Consider the following 22967-nt stretch of genomic DNA (forward strand, 5'->3'; position numbering starts at 1 on the left):
ACAGATGAAAGAAAAAACTATATCTTAGGGCCAGTTCTTTGAGTAAAAAAGCGTGCAGGGCGGGTTGGCTGTCGGAGTGAAAGTGCGCAGGGGACTATCGTTATGGGTTTAATGGGAAGGAGAATGACAATGAAATCAAAGGAGAGGGTAATCAGCAGGATTATGGGATGCGGGTGTATGATCCGAGAGTTGGGAGGTTTTTGAGCGTGGATCCGATTTCTGCAAAATATCCGGATTTAAGCAGTTACACTTTTGCTGCTAATTCGGTTGTCTGGTTAATAGATAAAAATGGTCAAGAGCCCGATAGAAATCAGGCAGGTACGGTCGAAGAAGCTACTAAGCAATGGGCCGCACTTAAAAATCAGACCGTTGCAGGAATCCTGGATTATATTCAACACAAAGAAAATGCTGTCAGATACATATATACAAAAGATAAAGGCTGGATAGATTTGCAGCACTATTTTGCTACTTTAAAGTATGGTAAAGCTAGTATGGATGCATTGGAACCGGCAAGTGGGAGTAAGTTTTTGCAGGGTAATGTTTTCGGGGATGGAGCTGACGCAAGCTATTTCTCTTACGAAGACCTGCCCACTAATCAGTTTGCATCTGAAGCCGAAAATCTAACACTCTACCAAATCCACGGAGAGGGAATACCATATTCGCCTCCAAGATTTAAGTCAGGCTCTGATTTGATTGAATCCGTTGCGAAAAATTTAGAAAATGCTGAGGCTACGGCGCCTGAAGATGCTCCTAACTGGAAGCAAATTCCATTCAAAGATCATGCGGAAAGAAAAAGGATACCGGAGACAAAAGACGAATACATAAAAGTAATGGCGATAATGCCTCGTACGGGAATTGTCACATATTCTAAGATTCCCGTGCGGTATTCGGAAAAGGAGAAGGAAATATTGTTGAAAACGGGAAACTATATCCCGCAAAATCATACATCAAAGCCTTACAATTTAAATAATTTTCCTGCTGCGCCTTCAAGTTTAGAAAGAGGGGATACACGTAAAGGAGCAACAATGCATTAACCTTAATGAAGAAATGAAGAAAATATTTATTATTAGTTATTTTTCTCTGTTTTTTTTCTCTTGTAGATCAAAGCACGATTTTAGGTATACGGAAGATAAAAATGCCTATTCCCAGGTAAGAGATTGCTTATTGACTAATTATTCATTATTCTTTTCCTCTACAAATCGAGAGCAATATATAACTTTTGGTGCCGATGACTTGGAGCGAAAAGTACTTTGCAAAGGTGCTGCGAAATTGTTCAATGACCACTCTATCGAATATGTAGCTTTTGAAAGAGATAGCACTGTTATCTTTTTTTCTCAAGTAGAACAAGGGATAGCTTCGAAACAGTTTTTTTTAATGTTTGTAAGAGATGATAAATTGAGAAAGAAATTGACTTCGGATGTGGAAATAGTTGCAAAAAGGGATGTAGGATGTTATGAATTGGTGAGGATAATAAGTCTAGCAAATTGAGTATTTGTTTCGTGAGAAGTCGGAATACTTAAATGAGATGGTTCAGATTTAGTCTTTGTGCAAAACAGCTTAGGCTTAGACGTGACGTCTATTTAAATCAAATCGTTGAATTGAGAAGCCATTATCTATTGCTATTTGAATTGTCAATGATTGGCATACTAATTATACCTCATGAACGAGTCTATGCTATGATTTAGACCAATGCGAAAAGCTTTTGATGGTGATGTTAACCAGGGCTCATTCTAAGCATATTAATATCCCAAGTAGCTTAAAATGCGGGTGGTTATCGCTATGGGTTTAATGGACAAGAGAAGTCGACAGAAGTAGGCGAAAGCAATTACACGGCTCAGTTCTGGGAGTATGACTCTAGGATAGGTAGGAGATGGAATACAGATATGCGGCCCAAAGTTTGGGAAAGCAGGTATGCAACTTTCGCTAATATTCCGTTATCAGTTATTGATCCGCTGGGAGACACTACATATAGATTTGATCGTAATGGTTTATTTGTGCAAAAATTGGATTTGGATAGAAAAGGCTCAATTGGTGCTATCGGAGCATTTGAGAAAGATGCCAAGAGAAAAGACAATCGGTGGGTTACAGATCGTGAATTTTCTTTTAATGATTTATCAATAGATAAAGGACAGCTTGATAATCTTAAGCCAGGAGATGAAGGAATAACATTTGTTCATGATGAAAATTTGGCCTGGATAATGAGGCGATCCTCAGTTCATGAGATGTCTTGGTGGAGCAGATAGAATTTTGCTCGATCAGAATCAAATAGCGGTAGAATGGATTTTAATTGGAATTATACATTGCGGCTCAAAGGTTTAGGAGGGTTTGGAGATGGAGACGTAATTCAATTTGATCAACGTGGCGGTTTCTTTTTATTTGATGACGTTTCAATTGGTTATAATGTAAATGATGCGGGCCAATTTATCTGGGGATATGGAATGCGAACATTAGGGTTTTCACTAGAATCGTCTCTTAGTGCGGCCCATGCCCATTCGATAATATTCGGAGATGGATTAGATCCTAAAGCTGATCAACAAGCAATAATTAGAGGATTTCTTCATACTCCTACAACTGATTTTCGATTTGGGCAACCTTGGGGCAAAGGGTTGCCTGCTTTAAAAGTGACAAAGAATCTTGTGCCTGATCCTGGCGCTTTTGCTCCTCTGGGAGAGCGTTTCGGAAACAACTAATTTAATTTATTATACTGATGTTATATGGTTAAGAATTACTTGAATAAGGCAATGGTATTCACTTTTATAGTGATGTCTACAGGCATACTTGTGCTCGTGTTACTTGTAGTATTGATGCGGTATACCAAAAGATATGTCAATCTTTTCTTTCTTTTACCTAATATAATTGTACATATATGTGCAGTTAATGTTGGATATTATCTTCTTCTTGTTTTTTCTGAAAGAATTAAAAAGCAATTATCAATCAATTATGATTTGGAAAAGGTATATCTATTAATTTGCGTCGCAATCAATGTCTTGCTTGGCGTAGGGTTGATTTTTGAGCATTCCTTATTAGGAAAAAAAATTTGAATAAAGTGAGCGTGGTTAATATAATTGCTATGATTGACCATTTGGTGTTTCACTAGTTCGTTAGTTTAATTGCTGGGGATATTGTCGTCACTGGCTACGAAGTTCGTACAACCGTTTGCATAACCGTTAGAAAAAGACCGGACGGTGACTTGTGGAAGAGATGGCCTACTAATAATAGGTCTATCTTGAAAGAGTACTAGAAATTCAATAATCCAGGCTAATAGAGGTCTGGATTATTTTTTTTTCAGCTGAAAGAAGAACAGATAAAAAAATAGATTTTAGGACTAGTTCTATGAATAAAATAGTGTGCAGAGTAGTGTGCCTGTCGGAGTGAAAGTGCGCAGGAGGTTATCGACATGGGTTTAACGGGAAGGAGAATGACAATGAGGTAAAGGGTGAGGGGAATCAGCAAGATTATGGGATGAAAATCTATGATCCAAGAGTAGGGAAATTTTTGTCAGTAGATCCGTTGACGTCTAAGTACCCAGAGTTGACGCCGTACCAGTTCGCAAGTAATAGGCCAATTGATGGCATTGATCTGGATGGAGAAGAGTGGAAGACAAAACATAAGTGGGGAGATATGATTACTGATAAGCGACTGATTGATAAGTTAGGTGATGATTACACGAAAGGAATGACTTATAAGCAGGCTTGGACTATCATGGCTCCTAAAATCCTCGAATCACAAGAAGGGAATCCCTTTGATTGTGCCAATTTATCTATTTATACTTTGGTATCCTTTGCGTATGAGAATAGATTACCGGTTTATTTTCAGGACTATAAGAGGGAAGATACTGATCCTACCATCGGTAATTCTCCTAACAAAAACGGTCAATATGGTTATTATACCATAGGTAGTGATAACAAAAAGACATTTAATGCTCTTAAAGAGGGAGATTGGTATGGGCTATAAGATGCGTTGGCTAACCATAATCGATATGGGGCTGCGGATTTATTTAATAATAGAAACTTAACCGAACCAAAAGACTTCTTGAAATTGGAACCTGGAGATTTGGTTGGGATTAAATATACTGCTGGTGATCTCCTCGGGCATTACCATAGTCAGACTGTTTACGAAACTGGTGAGGATTGGGCATGGCTGGGAGGTGGTGATGGCAAACCAGATTATTACATCAGTATTCAAGGAAATCTATCCAATGGTAAACCTGTCCCGGCAGAGGAAACACGAAGATATTATTTAAAAGATCCGCAGTACACAGCAAAAAAACAGTCAATATATCGCGGGTTTACCTGGGATTTTAAAAACTTTGATAATCATAGTGGAATAAAAAAAACAAGTCCTACCGGAGGTAAAACTCCCACACAAAAAAAGAAATGAAAATGAAGCTTTACATCTCTATATCATTATTACTTGTTTTCTCATCTTGTGTTCAACACGTAAAGCCAGAATTGTCGGTAGGAGAAGATACTTCATACTATGCGTGGAAGCATCGTGATTCTGCCTATTTTCGAAGGTTGATATTGGGATTGCAGAATGACCAAAAGGACGATTTTAACTTTTTTGGAGATGCAGCTACAATTGGCTCTGAGGCGGGGTTTTATTATGGTTGTTTGGATCCTACAGATTCGTTTTGGACAAATAAGTCTGGCCATTATCGCGTTACGTATAGAAAAAACGTAAGTTCTGTATATGAGCTGTATTTAAACTCTTGTTTATTTATGCAGATGGGGCTGGAATTTGATTCAACTAAATTTCTTCAGGAAGAAGATACCTTAGATCTCGGGAGTAGATTGTTGACAAGCAAAGAGAAAGATGCAATAAAAAATAAAATAGAATCATTGTGTCGGAAATAATAAAGGTAATACTTAAATAAAAATGCCCGGTGAGCACCGGGCATTTTTATTTAAGTATTGCTTGTAGTTTAGACTTAGCGAGGAAAGCGTCCAGGAGTGAAGAAGTGGTGATTTAATCTGACAGTTGAGTTGATTTAAGTTATCAAACTTTAACATTAAACCCTTTAAACTTGTGTATCGAACCTACTCTTCCATACGGTAATCAACTGCTAGAAGGCAGCAGGCCAATATCTATCCTTTGTGGAGTCGGCTGGAATCGAACCCGCGTCCAAACAAGTGTTGGTTAGCCTGGACGCTGAATATAAGTAGTAGGTCTATACCTGTTTGCGCGCTGTCTACAATTTTTAACGAACACCTGGTGATAGTAAGCAGACCAACTACTATCAAATGCGAGAAGAACAGCTTAGGCATTTTATTGCCTTTATATCCTTACCATTTCCGGAAAAAGGGATCAAGTTGAACTCCTGGGACAAAGCTACGCCTACCCGCTTTTAACGAGAGGACAACACATGTCAAAATAATGCTCACTGGCTGGCAAATGGGAGAATATTCCAGATATGAAACTCCCCAATCAGCAGGAAGCCATTCGCAAACAGTGAAAGACCTTTTCTTATGTAAGCAGCAATTCCTTCACCGTATACCTCCCTGGCAAATTCTCCGCTTCCACAATGACTTTACCGCCTGCAGGCAGCGCTGTTGCTTTATAATGCCAATCAACGCCGTTCCAGCCTAAAACTGCCCGCCCGCTCTCAGTAACAACACCGTCAGCGTCTACTACCTTTACCTCTACTTCTGCTACGCGGAACTCATTTTTCGCAGTCACTACCACTTCCTCCTTTTCTAATCTGATACTTTGGATCTCAGGACTGCGGTAAGCATCCTTGACTGCCATATTATAGGCATTTTGTCCTGGCCCTGCCAGTGACGCATAGTAGGCTTTCACCTCCGGATCGGCCATCATTCGCTGCGCTCGTGCCGAAGCAATGGTCATCCTCTCCCTTGCTTCTAACTGCTTTTGGGTAGGCTTTTTCCTTGAAGGGCCGCGTTTCGTTGCCATAATGATCTGCCCATTCCGTTCATAGATCGTGAGTTGTTTGCCGAGGGTACCCCGTACAAATTGCAGGAGGATATTGTCTTTAACAATGGCCATAAAAAGGTTTTTTTGAGGTTATAAATTACAAGGTTACTGTTTCGCTTCTCTAAGGTACGGATAAACTATCATACTTGACTTTAAAATAATAACTAAAGGTCACTTCAATATCGAAAGGATATATAAATACCCTTTTGATGTCCTTTTATTACCCTTTTGGAGGCCTTTTAATAAGCCTATCGCCAGCCGATAGCGTACTTCCCGAACCGGAGAAGGGAGTAATTATAACTGGAAGAAACGCCGGCTGGCGTGGCAAGGCATAATATAAAAACAGCATAGACCCTCCGATCTATGCTGTTCCTGTCAAAAAAAACAACAACACTATTCACCCAGAAACTCACTCACCTCCTGCACAAACTGCTCAGGATATTGGAAGAACGCTGCATGACCAGCATCCGGATAAAGCACCAAACGATCGTTAGGAATGTGCTGGGACATATTAACTGCATTAACCGCAGGAACAGGCAGATCCTTCTGGCCCTGAATATGCAACACCGGCTGTGTGATAGCTTCCAGCTCTTTCAATGCATTTGGATAAGGTTGCGCCCAGGCCAGAACAGCTGTAAACTGGGCAGCATTGCTTGCAGCACTTAGTACTGAGTCGCGGTTAACGGTACGTTTCAGCCTTCTTTCGAAAGATAGTTTACCAGCGGCCCTACTTTCAGCAGATGCGGTAAATCCGAAGTAAAGGAACGCATCTAACGGACTCAGATTGGCAGTTGCTGCCACTATATTCGGCAGGTTGGAAAGGCCTTCGCTACCCTTAGGACCAGTCCCGGTGAGCACGATCTTGTTCAACAGCGCTGGCTCGGTGAGCGCGATCTGCTGCGTAACAAAGCCGCCCATGGAAAATCCCATAATGTTCACCTTCTCGTATCCCAGTGCTTTTATAAACGTCACGGCGCCCTTTGCCATGTCTGCAATAGTAGCAGGCGTTGTACCGGTAGAAGATCCCACACCCGCGTTATCAAATATGATCACCTTGTATTTTTGCGCAAGGCCGTTGGTAATCGCCGGGTCCCAGTCATCCATTGCGCCACCTAAAGGCGACAGCATCACCAGAGGAATGCCCTGTTTGTCTCCCAGCACGCGGTAAGCATATTTCGTATCGCCTGATGTGACGAACTGTGTGGTGGCTGTCTGATGATAATCAATAGTCGTTTCCTGGCCATTGTCTGGCGCATCATCTTTCTTACAGGATGCAATGCTCAGCGCCAGTGCGGCAAATAAAATAAGACGTTTCATAGCAATACTTGTTTTGTTAGTTTCCGGTTTAAGTTTTAACGTTTGTCATGATTGACGGGAGCAAAACTATACACACAGTGCCCGGATGACAATAAACAAGTACGTTAAGTGGACCATTTTAACCGCCAACAGGTCATATGTAGCCCCGAATATGTTAACATGAGGCATGGCGCAAAAGACGCTTACTTATATAAGCAGGAGGGAAGGAAAACATAAATTTATTAGTACATTAATTTGGTGGACTAATAATTACTTTCTATTTTTGAATCGACAAATAGCGTACTTCCCTGTAATATATTTCCAAATGACACAAAAGGGATCAACCAAATATCAAACAATACACATCTGCAACAGTAAGACTGATTGCTGCTGTTGTTGTTGCTGAAGTACAACAAAACGCTAATCCTGGCCATATTTTCGCCCGAATTTCCACCCAACTCACATCAGTGATCATATTCCCTGCGCAAGGGAAGCGATATTTTTATAACTAAAAATAGGTTGTCGAACAATGTTATGTATGGTAAATAATCGGGGTGCACCTTATTGTGTGCCTGTAATGGTATAAAAAGTTGACCGGCACTGCGGGAACAGTGCCGGTCTGACTAAACAAATCTCTGGACGTACTACTCTGCGAATGATCGCGGGGCGGTATCGTATTGTCTAATCACTAATCACAAATTTAATGAAAAAAGTTCTCTTGCTTATTTCCTGGTTATCAGGGATAGCACCTGTAACATTATATGCTCAATCTACCTCCGATCCTGTAATTAATTCTACACTCACCGGTACTGTACTAGATAGTAAAACATCTACCCCCGTCATTGGTGCGCTGGTCAGAATTAAAGGCACTACCAACCAGGTGTTGACTGATGCGAAGGGGAACTTCCAGTTCAAAACGGGGCAAAAGCTACCATACATTATTGAAGCCGTTTTTATAGGGTATAAAAAACAGGAGATTCACGCTGATGGTTCTCCACTAAAGATCCTGTTACAGGAGAATGAAAGTCAGTTGAATGAAGTCGTTGTGGTAGGTTATGGTACACAACGTAAAAGTGATATCACAGGTTCTGTGGCCAGTGTTTCCAAGGTCTTACTGGCGCAACCTGCTGCCGCATTTGATAACCTCCTGCAGGGAAGTGTACCGGGTGTTGCCGTCACACAGAGCTCCGGACAACCAGGAAGTACTGCTACCATCCGTGTGCGTGGCGGTAACTCCATCAGCTTCGGTAATGCTCCTTTATATGTAATAGATGGATTCATCGTCTACAATAACAACGATTACGCAAATACAGGTGCTTCTAACGGTACCGGCGTCAATGCACTATCAACTATCAACCCGAGCGATATCGCTTCTATAGAGGTGCTGAAAGATGCTTCTGCGACTGCCATCTATGGTTCCCGCGGAGCGAACGGTGTGATCATTATCACCACGAAAAGAGGTCGCCGGGGACATGACGAAGTGAGCTACAATACATACGTTGGTACCCAGCAGGTAAGGAAGAAACTGGACCTGCTGAATGCACGGCAGTGGGGGGAGCTGGTAAATGATATAAATGTGAGCACCGGCAGCGCTAAAACATACACTGAAGCCGATCTTGCCGCGCTTGGTGAAGGCTCCGACTGGCAGGACGCTGCCCTTCGTAAAAAGGCGTTACAGAATCACGAACTGTCCTTTTCGGGAGGGGACGAGAAGTCCAGATACCTTATTTCTGCCAACTACTTTGATCAGGGGGGAATTATCATTAATACCGGCTTTAAACGTTACTCAGGTCGGGTGAATTATGAACGTACGGTAACAGACAGACTGAAGATCGCTACCAACATCTTTGGTAGTCAGTCGATAGAAGATAAGTTATACGGTAACGCCTACAACAGTCTTAATTTCCAAAGCACTGCCTTTGCTAATTTACTGCAGGTATCACCGGTGGCAAAGATCTGGAATGAAGATGGCAGCTATAATACGAGCAGTCCCTACTCGGCGAATCCGACCAACCCGATCCAGGATTTTCAGTCTACGATCAATAAAACCTACCTGAGAAGGATACTCGCCAACACTTCGCTAGAATATAAACTGCTGAAAGAACTTACCCTGAAAGTAACCGGTGGGGCAGACCTGATCAATACAAAACAGAACTATTATTCGCCCAGTTATGCGGGTTCACCAGGAGGTACTGCTACCGGTTATGCTGCGGGAGGTTATGCTTCGGTGGGTGATCTGAGTGCTACTACATGGATCAATGAGAACACGCTGACCTACGACCATGCTTTTGGCGAAGAACATTTTCTGAACGTACTGGCAGGTTATACCATGCAGCATCAGAAGGATGAATCTGCCGTAGCCAGTGCGCAGAAGTTTCCTAATGACCTTACTTCATTCAATAACCTGAACTACGCCAGTACGCCTGTGTTGTCTGTTTCTGACGGACATGAATCTTCTCTGAACTCTTACCTGGCCAGGGTGAATTATTCTTATCAGCATAAGTACAATTTCACACTGTCGTTACGTGCGGATGGCTCTTCAAGATTAGGCGCAAATAACCGCTGGGGATATTTCCCTTCTGTCGGCTTTTCCTGGAACGCAGGCAAAGAAGTCTTTGCGGAGCGATGGTCAAATACCGTCAGTGATCTGAAGTTACGTTTGTCTGCCGGTAGAACGGGCAATTCGGAAGTGCCGCCATATAGTTCATTGGCCGCATTGGCGCCATCGAACTATTATTTCAATGGAGCATTGGTAACCGGTATTGCGCCTGTGCAGATCGCCAACCCGGACCTGAAGTGGGAAACGACTACGCAATATAATGTTGGTATCGACTTCGGGTTGATCAACAAACGTGTGAACGTATCATTTGATGCCTATTATAAGAAGACGACAGACCTGTTGCTGAATGTACCATTCCCATTGTATACTGGTTACTCCAGTGTGTTACAGAATGTTGGAAGTGTAGAAAACAAAGGACTGGAACTAAGCATCACGTCAGACAATATCAAAGGAAAAGACCTTAACTGGAAATCTACCCTGGTGCTTGCCGCCAACAGGAATAAGATCCTCAACCTGGGTGATGGTACAGACTATTATTTCCCGCTGGCGCCTACAGGATACGTTTCTCCCGTGATAGTAAATGTAGGATTACCGGTGGGCACATTCTGGGGCTATAATACCAATGGCCTGATCACAAAAGAAGACGTTCAGAAAGGTATTCCTGTACTGACCGGGGTTTCGCAACAGGTAGGGGATACGAAGTATGTGGACACTAATGGTGATGGCATGATTACAACGGCCGACAAACACAGCCTGGGCAGCGCCCAGCCTAAGCTGACCTTTGGTTTCACCAATACCCTGAATTATAAGGCCTTTGACCTGTCGTTCGTTTTCCAGGGTAGTTATGGCAACAAAATATTCAACTTCCTCCAGCAGAAACTCGAAATACCTACACTGTCGCTGAATGCTTCTGCTGTATTGCTGGACAGATATAGCGACACTAACCCGGATGGCAAGGTGGCCCGGGCAACCAATGCACCGGTTGCACAGGTAACAGACCGTTACGTTGAAAACGGGTCTTTTGTAAGGCTGAAGAATCTGTCCCTGGGCTATAGTCTTCCCGGAGGACTATTGGAAAAGATTCACGCGAAGCAATTGCGGCTCTACGTGACTGCACAAAATATCCTGACATGGACGAACTATTCAGGTCTGGACCCGGAAGTGAACTTTTACGATAATGATAACACGAAACAGGGAATTGACTATGGCGCTTATCCGGCCTCAAAAGGTTTTCTCGCGGGTTTAAGTGTGACATTCTGATAAATACATCTGGCCACACTCCTTTTAATATTTAATACAATGACAAGATTATATACGATACTATTGGTTGCCGGAGCGTTGGTGACGTCCTGCAATAAATTAGATGAATCTCCATCCTCTCTCATCACAGCGTCACAATTTTATAAAACACAGGCAGACGCTATTGCAGCAGTATCTGCCGTGTATAGTGCGCTGAATACAGATGCCGCGGGCGACTTTCCCATGTATGGCAGGAACCTGAACCTGCTAACAGGGAATGGCAGTGACGATCAGGTGTTTAGTCCGTCGAATACCAACACCGACGTGCGCGCATTAGGTACAGCTACTTATGTAGCCGCCAATGACAGGATCAGGAAGAACTGGCAGCAGCACTATTTTGCTATCAGCCGGGCAAACATTGCGATTGACAATATACCGTCCATCAATTTTGATACGACTGCGCGGGCTCGCCTGGTAAGGGAGGCTAAGTTCATACGGGGTTTGCTGTACTTCAATATCGTGCGTTTCTGGGGAGATGCACCGCTCATACTACATGATCCTTCTTCCATTGATGTGAAAGCACAAAAGGTAAAACGTGCGCCCAAAGATAGTGTGTATGCGCAGATCATTGCTGATCTGACCGAGGCCACACTATTGCCCAAAACGTATACAGGTGGAAATATCGGGCGTGCTACCAGTGGTGCTGCCCATGCATTGCTGGCAAAGGTATATGTAACCCGCAGGGAATGGAGTAAAGCCCTGGCCGAGATCAATGAAGTGATCAACGGGGGATATGGATATGCCTTGTTTGAGAACTACCTGGATGCTTTTCAGCAAAAAACGAAGAATGGGAAAGAACATATTTTCTCTGTGCAGTTCGGGACGAATCTTGGTGCTAAGAACAGCACCCAATCACTGAGCAGCGGCAATTTTTCCTCTTTTAACACAGCCGTTTATCCGGGGGATATTCCTGCCGATAGTACTCTGTTCCAACTATTTGCTGCCACAGATACCCGCAGGGAGGTTACCTTCCTGACCCGCATCTACAATGCGGCTACTGGAAACTATGTCACCTTCAGCCCTGCCCGTTTTGCAAAGTTCATAGACTATTCGCTCACGCCGCTGAACAACCAGGCACAGAGCGGTATTAATTTTCCTGTGATCAGGTATGCAGATATTTTGTTGCTGAAAGCAGAGGTGTTGAATGAATTGAATAACGGCCCTACTGCGGATGCCTATCACGCTATTAATGAGGTAAGAGCTCGCGCGAATGTAGCCGGACTTACTACCGGATTGGACCAGGCCGATTTCCGCGATTCCGTATTCCTGGAGAGAAGAAAGGAGTTCATACAGGAAGGTATGCGTTGGTTTGACCTCTCAAGAAGGGGGGGAAGTTATCTCTATGACGCGCTAAAGAAAATACCTGCAAAAACAGGTGCTGCACTGAAAGATACCCTGTTCCCCATTCCACAGGCGGAAATCGACATCAACGGGGAACTGACGAACAATCCGGGCTGGTAATCACATCATCATAAAAAATAATTAAGCAACATGAAATTTCTTGTTTTAAGTGCATTCACATTAATCACTGGCTTTGCGTTGCGTGCACAGCAACCTTACCAGGGCACAGTGGGCCGTACGCTGGCTGAATCAAAAGAGTGGTGGCCGGCACAGGTAAAGCCTCCGGCGGGTTCTCCCAATGTTATATGGATATTGCTGGACGATGTAGGCTTCGGCGCCACCAGTACTTTTGGAGGTGTGATCAGTACACCCACGTTTGACAGCCTGGCTAACAATGGCCTGCGTTACACTAATTTCCATACTGCTGCTATCTGTGCACCTACGCGTGCGGCCCTGATGACAGGAAGGAATCATCATGCAGTGCATATGGGTGGATTTGCGCATTACTTTTCTTCTGCCGGTTTTCCGGGATATGATGGGCGTATACCATCCAGCTCAGGAACGATCGCCGAGATCCTGAAAGAGAATGGATACAACACCTTTGCTGTAGGCAAATATGGGCTCACACCCGATGAAGATACTTCGGATGCAGGTCCGTTCGACCGCTGGCCTTCCGGTAAAGGGTTTGAACATTTCTTCGGTTTCCTCGGTTCTGCTACAGACCAGTATAAACCAGCATTAGTGGAAGATAATGCGAACATCAAACCTGATGGCCGGCATCTAAGTGAGCAGATCACAGATAAAGCGATCAGCTACATCGCCAGGCAGAAGGCCGCAGCGCCTGATAAGCCTTTCTTCCTGTACTATGCGCCGGCGGCCACGCATTCTCCTCACCAGGTGGCTACCGAATGGAGCGACCGCTATAAGGGACAGTTCGATGATGGCTGGGATGCATTCAGAGAGAAAGTGTTCGCCAATCAGAAGAAGCTGGGCATTATTCCTGCCTATGCAAAGTTGCCGGAAAGAGATCCATACATACAGGCCTGGAATGAGCTCAAACCTGACCAGAAAAAACTATATGCACGCTTTATGGAAGTATACGCTGGTTACCTGACTTATACCGATTACCAGGTTAGCCGCGTGGTCAATTACCTGAAATCCATTCAGCAACTGGATAATACATTGATCTTCGTTGTAATTGGCGATAACGGCGCAAGTAAGGAAGGGACACTGGAAGGTGTGGTGGCAAATGGTCATTCACCCAGAAGAAATAAAACCCTGTCCCGCGATTCAGCCAGGTTGTTCAATGAGGCACATATCGCCCAGATAGGCACACCGGAATCTGACGCCAACTATCCTTTAGGATGGGCACAGGCGGCCAATACACCGTTTAAATACTGGAAACAGGACGCCAATTCAGAAGGAGGGACCCGTAATCCGCTGATCGTATATTATCCAAAAGGAATCAAAGCCAAAGGCGAAATACGTACACAGTACGGATATGTAACAGATCTCCTGCCTACAACACTGGAATTCCTCCATATTCCCTTCCCCGAACACATCAGGGGCATTAAACAGGATAGCCTGCACGGTACTTCCCTTGTATATTCCTTTGCAGATGCCAATGCGCCTTCCCGCCACACAGAACAGTACTATTATATTTTCGGATCCAGGGCTATTTATAAAGACGGATGGAAGGCAGGTGCTGCACATCACCCCAACTATGAAGACCTGAATGGCTTTTCAGGCGGAGGCAAAGCAGTTAATAAAGACTTTGACAAAGATGTATGGGAACTGTACAACCTGAATGAAGACTTCAATGAGCGGGTGAACCTGGCGGATAAATATCCGGAGAAGCTGGCAGAACTGAAACGTCTTTTCGAACAGGATGCGAAGAAGTATAATATCTATCCGTACATCGACTGGGATGATGTGTTCAGGGCAAGGCTGATCAACTCGAAGAAATTACTCACCGCTGCTCCTAAATGATGACCGCTATGATAGTACAGGACATTTTACTACTGATCAGGAAGATCATTATAGGCATTATCATTTTTTTGATACCCTTAATTATCATCGCTGGCGCTCTGTGGCTGATCCAGCATTGGCTCTTAACATAAAAATATGATCATCATGAAAACAGATAAGATCACGCAGCAGAGAATTATCAGAGACGCGTTGATAAGCATCGTGCTGTACGCATTGCCTGTATTGTTGATGTTGTTGTCGTTCAGATTGAGTGGTGAAAGGCCGTGGAAGCAACATCCGCAGGCAGCTGTAAAAACATCGAGATAACATTGTATCGGTACTTAAAACTTTATCTAATGGTACATTATATAGAACTCATCTTTACCAACCTGAATGGTTGGGGACTGCCAGTCATCATGCTGATCATTGGCATTGTAGAATTTTCCTTTGGGTTGTATGAGAACCACTGGACCAACAACGAACGGATACTGGACATTGTGTGTTTCGTGGTGCCCAGGATCGTCGTGCGACCACTCATTGCTTACCTGGGTGTACTGTTACTCCCCACACTGTTGCCCGGTGCAAAAAATATATTTGCATGGGTGCCATTCTGGTGGGGTTTCGCCATTATTGCCGTAGGAGATGATCTGACGCAATACTGGTATCACCGGCTGCATCATCAATTGCCCTGGTTGTGGCGTTTCCATCGCACGCATCATTCCGCGCCCTATATGGGTATGGCAATGGCCAGCCGGCAGAATATCATTTATACCCTCTTTTTTTCACAGATCTACCTCACCACGACCCTGGTATATCTCGGGCTGGGTTACCCGGTATTATTTGTGACAGGCATCAAGGCATTGATCACTACAGGCGCACATTCCAGCATTAAATGGGATAAGCCTTTCTATACTATCCGCTGGCTGCAGCCTATTGGCTGGGTGATGGAACGACTGATCTCCACACCGGCCACGCATCATGCGCATCATGCAGATACCAGTGACGATGGCGTAGGATATTATAAAGGAAATTTTGGCAATATGTTCTTTATCTGGGATATCATATTCGGCACGGGGATCATTACCAGGCAGTATCCCAGCGGATATGGCATCAAACATTACAAACAGGAAGAGTGGTATGCGCAATTCCTCTGGCCCCTGTTTAAATCACGCAAGAAAGGTAGTGAGCTATCGGCAGGCGGGCCGATGGTGGGAGACAGTGTACCTGTTGTACCAACAGCTGTTGCGGAAGTATAAAACATAAGGCCGCATACATGTGTGCTCCCGGGGACTAATAACCCCCGGGAGCTTTTTTTAAAATAAAATCGCTATTTTGACCACAAATTAGCGCTTACAGAATGCGGTGGACAATGTTGATATGGATGACCATTTCCATAAATGGTCTCTTTGCTGCTGAGCAACCTTTACGGTATCTAAGTATAGAAAATGGGCTTTCCAATAATGCAGTTGTAAATGTTTACCAGGATTATAAGGGCTTCATGTGGTTCGGTACCTATGATGGACTGAACCGGTATGATGGTTACAAATTCAGGATCTACAGGAACAGGATAGGCGACAGTACTTCTCTTATAGATAATGGTATTTATACAATAGATGGCGATACCGACCATCGCCTATGGATCGGCGGACGAAAAGGAGTAAGCATTTTCGACCCGGTAAATGAACGTTTCTCTGTTGCCAGAAATGCAGCAACCGGCAAGCCGATAGAGGGAAATATTCACGTTATTAAAGCGGGGAATCAGGGCATGGTGCTCGTGGGATCAGAAAGCAGGGGCCTCTTGCTGTTCAACAGGCATGCCGCCGCCGGACGCCAGATCGCGGTAGATAATCACCTGAATTATGAAGTGACTGCTATTGACTTCAATGCAGATAAAACGGCCGCTTATATTTTCATCCAGGACATAGGATTGTGCAAATATGATTGCAGCAAAGCTGCTGTTACAGTGATCAACAGGGAGTTAAAGCAAGCCAACTGCCTGAAGGTGGACAAAAACGGAGACCTTTGGATTGGGACAGATAAAGGTCTCTTTAAATATAATGGTACCTACTCAGACAATTATCTGAAAGAAAGAAGCAAGATCGTTAATCTTTGTTCGGACAAACAGGGGATACTGTGGGCGGCCTCTGATGGTCATGGGATATTTGTGGTCAGAGATGGAGAAGCCCGGCACAGCGACTATGCATTGAGCAGTAATTCCGTTTATTCGATCTGCGAGGACAGGGAAGGCCGGAAGTGGATCGGTACCCTGCGTGGCGGCGTTAATATTATAGATAACCGCCGCAATTTATTTGAGCAACATTCCTTCAAGGGAAGTACGGTCGATAACTTCATTCTTTCCTTCTGTGAGGCAGACGGGAAGAATCTATGGATAGGTACGGATGGCGGCGGACTGAAATACTGGAACCGGGAAAACAAGACTGTCAAGGAATACCGCTACGACGCGGGAAACAAACAGGCGCTCAGTAGCAATTTTATTACCGGCATGCTGCATGACTCGCATGATAATCTGTGGATTGCCACCTGGTTCGGAGGCATTAACAGATATAATAAAGCCCGGGATGCATTTGATCACTATGCCTGCTTTAACCCATTTACGAAAGCCACGGAGAATAATGTATGGGTTATCTATGAAGATGCGCAGAAACGACTGTGGGCCAGTACTTCCAATAATGGTACCTTATACACTTTAAACCGTCAGGCCGACACTTTTGAGCTATTTGACAGGTCGCTGGTAAATATCCAGTGCCTGGCAGAAGACCGCAAAGGAAATATGTGGGGCGGAAACTATTCCTCACTGATAAAAATAGACCGCGATCATAAACAACACCGCATATTTCCGGTTGGTTATACCGTCCGGGCTATCCACGAAGACAGGCAGGGGAATATGTGGGTAGGCACAGAGGGAGGAGGGTTGCTACTCTTCAACACAACTACCGGTAAGTTCAGGCGTTTCTCCGAGGCGGAAGGATTACCCGGTAATACAGTGCTCCGATTGCTGGAAGATGACAAAGGCAATCTGTGGATAAGCACTTTCAACGGGTTAGCAAAGTTTGATCCTGTACAGTATACCTGCCGTAATTTCTCGCAGACAGATGGGCTGCAGAGTAACCAGTTTTCCTTTAATGCGGCTTTACGAATGAGATCGGGCGAGTTCCTTTTCGGGGGCATTAAAGGACTCAATATTTTCCATCCCGACAGTATCTATGAGCGGAGCAATTTTTCGCCGGTTTTCCTGACAGCGATTCGCCTGAATAATGTTCCTGCAGCGCAGAACGATGATTACATTTCGAAAAGATCCCTGGAGAATATAGAAGAGATCACCATCCCTTACGACAAGGCAGCCGTTTCGCTGGACTTTGTGGCCCTGGAATATACTTCCCCGGATAAGATCGGGTATAGTTACCAGATGGAAGGCTGGGATAAAGGCTGGAACGATGCCAGGGAATCCCGTACGGCCAATTATACCCACCTCCCCGAAGGGAATTACACCTTCCTGATGAAAGTGACGAACGCCGACGGAAAATGGGGGGAGGAGAAACGTTTACTTACGATCATCGTGCTGCCTCCCTGGTACCGTACGCCCTGGGCCTATGGTGTTTATATAGCGATAATCCTGGGTATCATCTACCTTTATATACAGTACAAGTCCCGGCAGGAAAGGCTGAAATACGAGATCCGCCTGGCGCACCTGGAAAGTGAAAAGGAAAAAGAGATCAACGAGAAGAAACTGTCCTTCTTCACGAATATTTCCCATGAATTCCGTACCCCGCTTACACTGATTATCAATCCGCTGAAAGAGCTGAAAGACAATGAGAAACTGGGGGTCGTATACAGAAACGCCAGGCGTTTACTAAGCCTGGTGGATCAGCTATTGTTATTCCGGAAAGCTGATAATGAAGAACTTAAGGTGGCTAAATTTAATATCACTTTATTATGCGAAGAGGTATTCCTCTGTTTTACCCAACAGGCCGAATCGCGAAATATCAGGTACCAGTTCCTGGCAGACAATAATGGTGCCCTGGAGATATACGCCAATTATGAACAGATAGAGATAGCGCTCTTCAATTTACTGTCGAACGCATTTAAGTTTACTCCGGATGGGGGAGAGATCTGTTTCCGTATCCAGCAGACAGTGGGAGGAGTTGATATCTTTCTGCAGGATTCCGGCGCCGGTATCCCTGAGAATATGGGCGACAGGATATTTGACAAATTCCAGCATGGGGCCAGTCATAGCTCCGGATTCGGCATCGGGCTTTACCTGGTGAAGAAATTCATTGAAAATCATAAGGGTAAGGTCTCCTATACGAGCAAGGTGAATGAGGGAACCACCTTTTGTGTCCATCTGAAAACGGGGGCGGAGCATTTTGACGCGCTTGCCCTGAAAGCGGAACCAGTGAAGAAATCAGCGCTCCTGGATGAACTGATCGATGAGGTGTACCGGAAGCCGGAGCCGGAAAAACCGGTATCCCCGGAAGAAATGGTTACGGAAAAGAGGACGGTCCTGCTGATTGACGACAATGCAGAGATCAGGGAATATCTGCACCGGCTTTTCGCCGATAAATACATTGTCTACGAAGCGGAAAATGGCATAGAAGGATTTGCCGCCGTGGAAAAGTATATGCCGGACCTGGTGATCAGTGACATCCATATGGAGGGAATGAATGGTATTGAGTTGTGCCGCAAGATCAAGGAAACGGATATTATGAGCCATATCCCGGTTATTCTGCTGACGTCCTCCTCGTCATCCGAGGCAAAAATTGAGGGAATAGAAGGCGGTGCGGATGATTACATCACCAAACCGTTTGACAGTGCCCTGCTGCTGGTAAAAGTGCAGACCATCATCAGGAACCGTAACCTGTTACAGCAATATTTCCAGGAAAATATCACCTTAAGGACCAGCTACGTAAAAGTGCCTGCCGAATACCAGGACTTTTTAAAAAGATGTATAGAAATAGTAGAAGCCAACCTGGGGAATGAAGATTTTACTATTAAAACCTTCACACAGGCGATCGGCATGAGCCATTCCAGTCTTTATAAAAAAGTAAAATCCATCTCAGGACAAACGATCAATGCCTTTATCCGATCCATCCGGCTGAGGAAGGCGGCCGTTCTGATGTTAAAGGAGAATTACACCGTCAACCAGGCTGCCTTTCAGGTGGGAATCGCTGATATTAAATATTTCAGGGAGCAGTTTCACAAACTGTTTGGAATGAATCCTTCGGCTTACGTAAAAAAGTACAGGCATTCTTTCAACCAGGATCTGAACGTGGTAAAATCAGACAATTCTGCAGTCTGAAATATGAAAATACCCCCTTTTTTAAGCGATTTACCCCCTCTGCGGGTCCTTTTTATCCACCTAATTTAGTCACGTAATTACCACGTAATCATAGTGCAACCAGCTATCAATCAATTTTAAAGGAAAGTACGTTATGAAAAAATGTTTATCGACGGTAGTGAAATTAGTGTCACTACGACAGTTGCTGATGGTCCTTCTCCTCTCCCTGTCCCTGATACCAGAATTAAGGGCGCAAAAGCTAAATATTACGGGGAAGGTGTCCGAATCGGGGGGACCGGTTCCCGGTGTGAGTGTCCGTATAAAAGGAACCAACCAGGGAACGCTGACAAATGACGAGGGTAAGTTTACCCTGTCGGCCAATGTAGGCGATTCCTTAATCTTCAATCACGTTTCATACGTAAGCCAGGCAGTAGCGGTTAAAAGTTCCGCGCCGGTAAATGTAACGCTCACCTCTGTGAGTCAGAATGTAAATGAAGTGGTGGTAGTAGGTTATGGTACCCAGAAAAAAGCAACCCTTACCGGTTCTATTTCTGTGGTTAAAGGGGCAGATATCGTAAAAAGCCCTCAGCCAAACGTGTCTAACGCACTGGCTGGCCGCTTCTCTGGTGTAATTGCAAACAACAGGTCCGGTGAGCCAGGTTACGATGGTTCCAATGTCAGCATCCGCGGACAGGCAACCACCGGTAATAATGACGTACTGATAGTGGTAGATGGGGTGCCCGGACAGATCGGCGGTCTGGAAAGGCTGGATCCCAATGACATAGAAAGCATCAGTGTACTGAAAGATGCATCTGCAGCGGTATATGGTAGCCGTGCGGCAAACGGGGTGATCCTGGTGACTACCAAAAGAGGTAAAACAGGTAAGCCTGTGATCTCGTACAGCTTCAACCAGGGATTTTCTTCTCCAACCCGTCTGCCTGAAATGGCTGATGCGGCAACATATGCCACCATCAGGAACGAGATCCAGTATTATGCACAGCCTGCATCTGGTATGAACCAGGTATACTCCGCCGAACAGATACAGAAGTTCAGAGATGGTTCTGATCCCCTGAATTATCCGAATACAGACTGGCAGAAAGAATCGCTGAAGAAATCAGCGCTGCAGAGCCAGCATAGTTTGTCGGTAAACGGCGGAAGTGAAAATGTAAGATATTACGTGTCCCTGGGTATGATCAAACAGGACGGTATCTATAAAAATGGCGCAACAGATTACAACCAATATAATTTCAGATCAAATATTGATGCGGACGTTACGAAAAGATTGAAAGTAAGTCTCTATCTGTCAGGCCGTGAAGAAGACCGTATGTACCCGGTAACCGGAGCTGGAGATATCTTCCGTTCCATCTACCGTGCTTATCCTACAGTAGCGGCACGTTATCCCAATGGCCTGCCAACTTCAGGTATTGAGAACAATAACCCGATACTGCAGGCGACCGATATAGGTGGTACCAACAGAAACCCTACGCAGGTGTTCAATGGTATCCTGAAAGGTAGTTATGCCATTCCGGGCGTAGATGGTCTTTCCCTGGACGGATTCGTCTCTCTCGATAAATCATGGAGCTTCTCCAAAGCATTTGCTAAACCCTACGCAGTGTATGACTTTGTAGCAGCAACCAACACCTACAAGAAAACTGTAATAGGTGGTTCCAACCAGATGGCTACGCTGTCCGAAGGACAGCTGAACAAGGCACTGATTACCTCCAATATCAAACTGAACTATGCACGCAGGTTTGGTAAACACGATGTAAGTGCGTTTATCGCGTATGAACAAAGTAAAACATCCCTGGATAGTCTGGGCGCCTACAGGATGAACTTCCCGACTACGCTGACACCTGAATTGTCTCAGGGCGGAGCTGCTGCTACAGATAAGGACAACTCCGGTAAAAGCTACATTTTTACCAGGAAGAGTTATTTCGGCAGACTGGCCTATAACTACGCCGAAAAATACCTCCTGGAGGCACAGGCACGTATCGATGGTTCTTCTACTTTCCCGCAAGGCGAACGATATGGTTTCTTCCCTTCAGTATCTGCCGGATGGCGCGTATCACAGGAAGAATGGTTTAAGTCTTCAGTAGGCTTTATCAACGACCTGAAACTGCGTGCTTCTTATGGTACATTAGGTAATGATAATGTTGGACTGTTCCAGTATTTCGACAACTACTCGCTGAATAACCAATACGTGATTGGTTCGGCTATTCACTCCGGTATCGATCTGACCAAGCTCGGTAACGCAAACATTACCTGGGAAGTAGCGAAGAAACTGGATGTGGGTTTCAATGCACAGGTGCTGAAACACCTGTCAATGGAATTCATTTATTTCCAGCAGAAACGTAGTGACATTCTCACGCCAAGAAATGCGTCTATCCCACAGCTGTCAGGTATCGTAAACCCATACAATGCTGACCCGCTGGTGCCTTCTGAGAATATCGGAAAGGTGAACAGCAATGGTATAGAAGCTACGTTGGGATATGACAACCGCACTGCCAGCGGCATTGGTTATCATATCAGCACAAACTTCACCTATGCGAAAAACAAAGTGATTTTCATGGACGAAGCTGCCGGAACATTGGATTATCAGCGCAAAACCGGCAGACCGCTATATACAGAGCTGCTGTATAATGCGATAGGTATTTTCAGATCACAGGCTGACCTGGATAAGTATCCGCACGTGAAAGGCGCGCAGCTTGGTGACCTGATCTATGAAGATTACAACAAGGATGGCCAGATCACTGCAGATGACCAGACAAGAATGCCATATAGCAATATTCCTCAGATCACTTACGGTGCTGTATTGGGCGCTGATTACAAAGGTTTCGATGTGTCAGTGGTATTTGCAGGGCAGGCACGTGTAAGCCAGTATGTATTACCGGAGTCAGGTACTATCGGTAACTACTATAGCAGCTGGGCAGATAACCGCTGGAGCCCGTCAAACCCTAACGGAACCTATCCTAAAGTAGATGAGAGGGCTTCTTCTTCTAATAATGGAGGTCTGTACAAGAACTCCTTCTGGCTGAATAATGCGTCTTTCCTCCGTCTTAAGAACGTGGAACTTGGCTATAATGTGAATGCAGGTATTTTATCCCGTATGAATATCTCCGGCCTGAGAATATACGCCAGCGCCTTCAACCTGTTCACTTTCACAAAAGTGAAAGACTATGATCCGGAAGGCTTTAGCAGCAGCGGACAGTTCTATCCGCAGCAACGTATCGTGAATGTGGGAGCGAATGTTAAGTTTTAATCGTAAAAATTCCA

14 protein-coding genes and 2 pseudogenes are annotated in these 22967 nt (G+C 44.7%); 14 read left to right on the forward strand and 2 right to left on the reverse strand.

All coding sequences use genetic code 11. The features are described from left to right. Window positions 1-110: 110 nt before the first annotated feature. The 7 genes and pseudogenes from L3C95_RS32885 to L3C95_RS32915 form a co-directional block, all read left to right on the forward strand. A pseudogene (locus L3C95_RS32885) lies at window positions 111-1034 on the forward strand (RHS repeat-associated core domain-containing protein); the annotation flags it as partial. A 13-nt stretch (window positions 1035-1047) separates the two neighbouring features. Then, complete coding sequence (locus L3C95_RS32890) at window positions 1048-1488, forward strand: hypothetical protein (protein WP_236394906.1); 441 nt, start codon at window positions 1048-1050, stop codon at window positions 1486-1488. A 506-nt stretch (window positions 1489-1994) separates the two neighbouring features. Further along, window positions 1995-2243 (forward strand): hypothetical protein, encoded by a 249-nt coding sequence (locus tag L3C95_RS32895; RefSeq protein WP_236394908.1) that lies wholly within the window; start codon window positions 1995-1997, stop codon window positions 2241-2243. 33 nt (window positions 2244-2276) lie between these two features. Continuing rightward, window positions 2277-2690 carry a hypothetical protein gene (locus L3C95_RS32900; RefSeq protein WP_236394909.1) on the forward strand — a complete coding sequence of 138 codons (414 nt, stop codon included), beginning with the start codon at window positions 2277-2279 and terminating at the stop codon, window positions 2688-2690. A 718-nt stretch (window positions 2691-3408) separates the two neighbouring features. Further along, a pseudogene (locus L3C95_RS32905) lies at window positions 3409-3954 on the forward strand (RHS repeat-associated core domain-containing protein); the annotation flags it as partial. Window positions 3955-3960: 6 nt separating this feature from the next. Further along, entirely contained in the window at window positions 3961-4380 is a 420-nt protein-coding gene (locus tag L3C95_RS32910; protein WP_236394911.1) for a hypothetical protein, read from the forward strand. Between the two features lie 2 nt (window positions 4381-4382). Continuing rightward, on the forward strand, window positions 4383-4856 hold the full coding sequence (locus L3C95_RS32915) for a hypothetical protein (protein WP_236394912.1): 474 nt from the start codon (window positions 4383-4385) through the stop codon (window positions 4854-4856). 610 nt (window positions 4857-5466) lie between these two features. On the opposite strand, the gene L3C95_RS32920 is transcribed toward L3C95_RS32915, so the two are convergent. Together L3C95_RS32920 and L3C95_RS32925 are read right to left on the reverse strand one after the other, a co-directional pair. Beyond that, window positions 5467-6006, reverse strand: coding sequence for a hypothetical protein (locus tag L3C95_RS32920; RefSeq protein ID WP_236394913.1), 540 nt, complete (start codon window positions 6004-6006; stop codon window positions 5467-5469). Between the two features lie 321 nt (window positions 6007-6327). Continuing rightward, complete coding sequence (locus L3C95_RS32925) at window positions 6328-7251, reverse strand: alpha/beta fold hydrolase (protein ID WP_236394914.1); 924 nt, start codon at window positions 7249-7251, stop codon at window positions 6328-6330. A 682-nt stretch (window positions 7252-7933) separates the two neighbouring features. Here L3C95_RS32925 and L3C95_RS32930 point away from each other — a divergent pair. The 7 genes from L3C95_RS32930 to L3C95_RS32960 all read left to right on the forward strand — a co-directional run bounded on the left by L3C95_RS32930 (window position 7934) and on the right by L3C95_RS32960 (window position 22953). Next, window positions 7934-11050, forward strand: coding sequence for a SusC/RagA family TonB-linked outer membrane protein (locus tag L3C95_RS32930; RefSeq protein WP_236394915.1), 3117 nt, complete (start codon window positions 7934-7936; stop codon window positions 11048-11050). Window positions 11051-11089: 39 nt separating this feature from the next. Continuing rightward, complete coding sequence (locus L3C95_RS32935) at window positions 11090-12550, forward strand: RagB/SusD family nutrient uptake outer membrane protein (protein WP_236394916.1); 1461 nt, start codon at window positions 11090-11092, stop codon at window positions 12548-12550. A 30-nt stretch (window positions 12551-12580) separates the two neighbouring features. Next, the gene (locus L3C95_RS32940) at window positions 12581-14419 is read left to right on the forward strand and encodes a sulfatase-like hydrolase/transferase (RefSeq protein ID WP_236394917.1); all 1839 of its coding nucleotides are present in this window, start codon (window positions 12581-12583) and stop codon (window positions 14417-14419) included. A 135-nt stretch (window positions 14420-14554) separates the two neighbouring features. After that, the gene (locus L3C95_RS32945) at window positions 14555-14725 is read left to right on the forward strand and encodes a hypothetical protein (RefSeq protein ID WP_236394918.1); all 171 of its coding nucleotides are present in this window, start codon (window positions 14555-14557) and stop codon (window positions 14723-14725) included. 29 nt (window positions 14726-14754) lie between these two features. Continuing rightward, window positions 14755-15654, forward strand: coding sequence for a sterol desaturase family protein (locus tag L3C95_RS32950; protein WP_236394919.1), 900 nt, complete (start codon window positions 14755-14757; stop codon window positions 15652-15654). 125 nt (window positions 15655-15779) lie between these two features. Beyond that, window positions 15780-19715 carry a two-component regulator propeller domain-containing protein gene (locus L3C95_RS32955; protein WP_236394920.1) on the forward strand — a complete coding sequence of 1312 codons (3936 nt, stop codon included), beginning with the start codon at window positions 15780-15782 and terminating at the stop codon, window positions 19713-19715. Between the two features lie 133 nt (window positions 19716-19848). Further along, entirely contained in the window at window positions 19849-22953 is a 3105-nt protein-coding gene (locus tag L3C95_RS32960; RefSeq protein ID WP_236394921.1) for a SusC/RagA family TonB-linked outer membrane protein, read from the forward strand. Window positions 22954-22967: the final 14 nt, after the last annotated feature.

This window comes from Chitinophaga filiformis, assembly GCF_021646545.1.
Taxonomy (GTDB): domain Bacteria; phylum Bacteroidota; class Bacteroidia; order Chitinophagales; family Chitinophagaceae; genus Chitinophaga; species Chitinophaga filiformis_A.

What these genes read in the sequence shown, in the direction of transcription:
- L3C95_RS32890 (WP_236394906.1), top strand. Translation starts at nt 1,048, where the DNA reads ATGAAGAAAATATTTATTATTAGTTATTTTTCTCTGTTTTTTTTCTCT.
- L3C95_RS32900 (WP_236394909.1), top strand. Translation starts at nt 2,277, where the DNA reads ATGGATTTTAATTGGAATTATACATTGCGGCTCAAAGGTTTAGGAGGG.
- L3C95_RS32915 (WP_236394912.1), top strand. Translation starts at nt 4,383, where the DNA reads ATGAAGCTTTACATCTCTATATCATTATTACTTGTTTTCTCATCTTGT.
- L3C95_RS32920 (WP_236394913.1), bottom strand. Translation starts at nt 6,006, where the DNA reads ATGGCCATTGTTAAAGACAATATCCTCCTGCAATTTGTACGGGGTACC.
- L3C95_RS32925 (WP_236394914.1), bottom strand. Translation starts at nt 7,251, where the DNA reads ATGAAACGTCTTATTTTATTTGCCGCACTGGCGCTGAGCATTGCATCC.
- L3C95_RS32930 (WP_236394915.1), top strand. Translation starts at nt 7,934, where the DNA reads ATGAAAAAAGTTCTCTTGCTTATTTCCTGGTTATCAGGGATAGCACCT.
- L3C95_RS32935 (WP_236394916.1), top strand. Translation starts at nt 11,090, where the DNA reads ATGACAAGATTATATACGATACTATTGGTTGCCGGAGCGTTGGTGACG.
- L3C95_RS32940 (WP_236394917.1), top strand. Translation starts at nt 12,581, where the DNA reads ATGAAATTTCTTGTTTTAAGTGCATTCACATTAATCACTGGCTTTGCG.
- L3C95_RS32945 (WP_236394918.1), top strand. Translation starts at nt 14,555, where the DNA reads ATGATCATCATGAAAACAGATAAGATCACGCAGCAGAGAATTATCAGA.
- L3C95_RS32950 (WP_236394919.1), top strand. Translation starts at nt 14,755, where the DNA reads ATGGTACATTATATAGAACTCATCTTTACCAACCTGAATGGTTGGGGA.
- L3C95_RS32955 (WP_236394920.1), top strand. Translation starts at nt 15,780, where the DNA reads ATGACCATTTCCATAAATGGTCTCTTTGCTGCTGAGCAACCTTTACGG.
- L3C95_RS32960 (WP_236394921.1), top strand. Translation starts at nt 19,849, where the DNA reads ATGAAAAAATGTTTATCGACGGTAGTGAAATTAGTGTCACTACGACAG.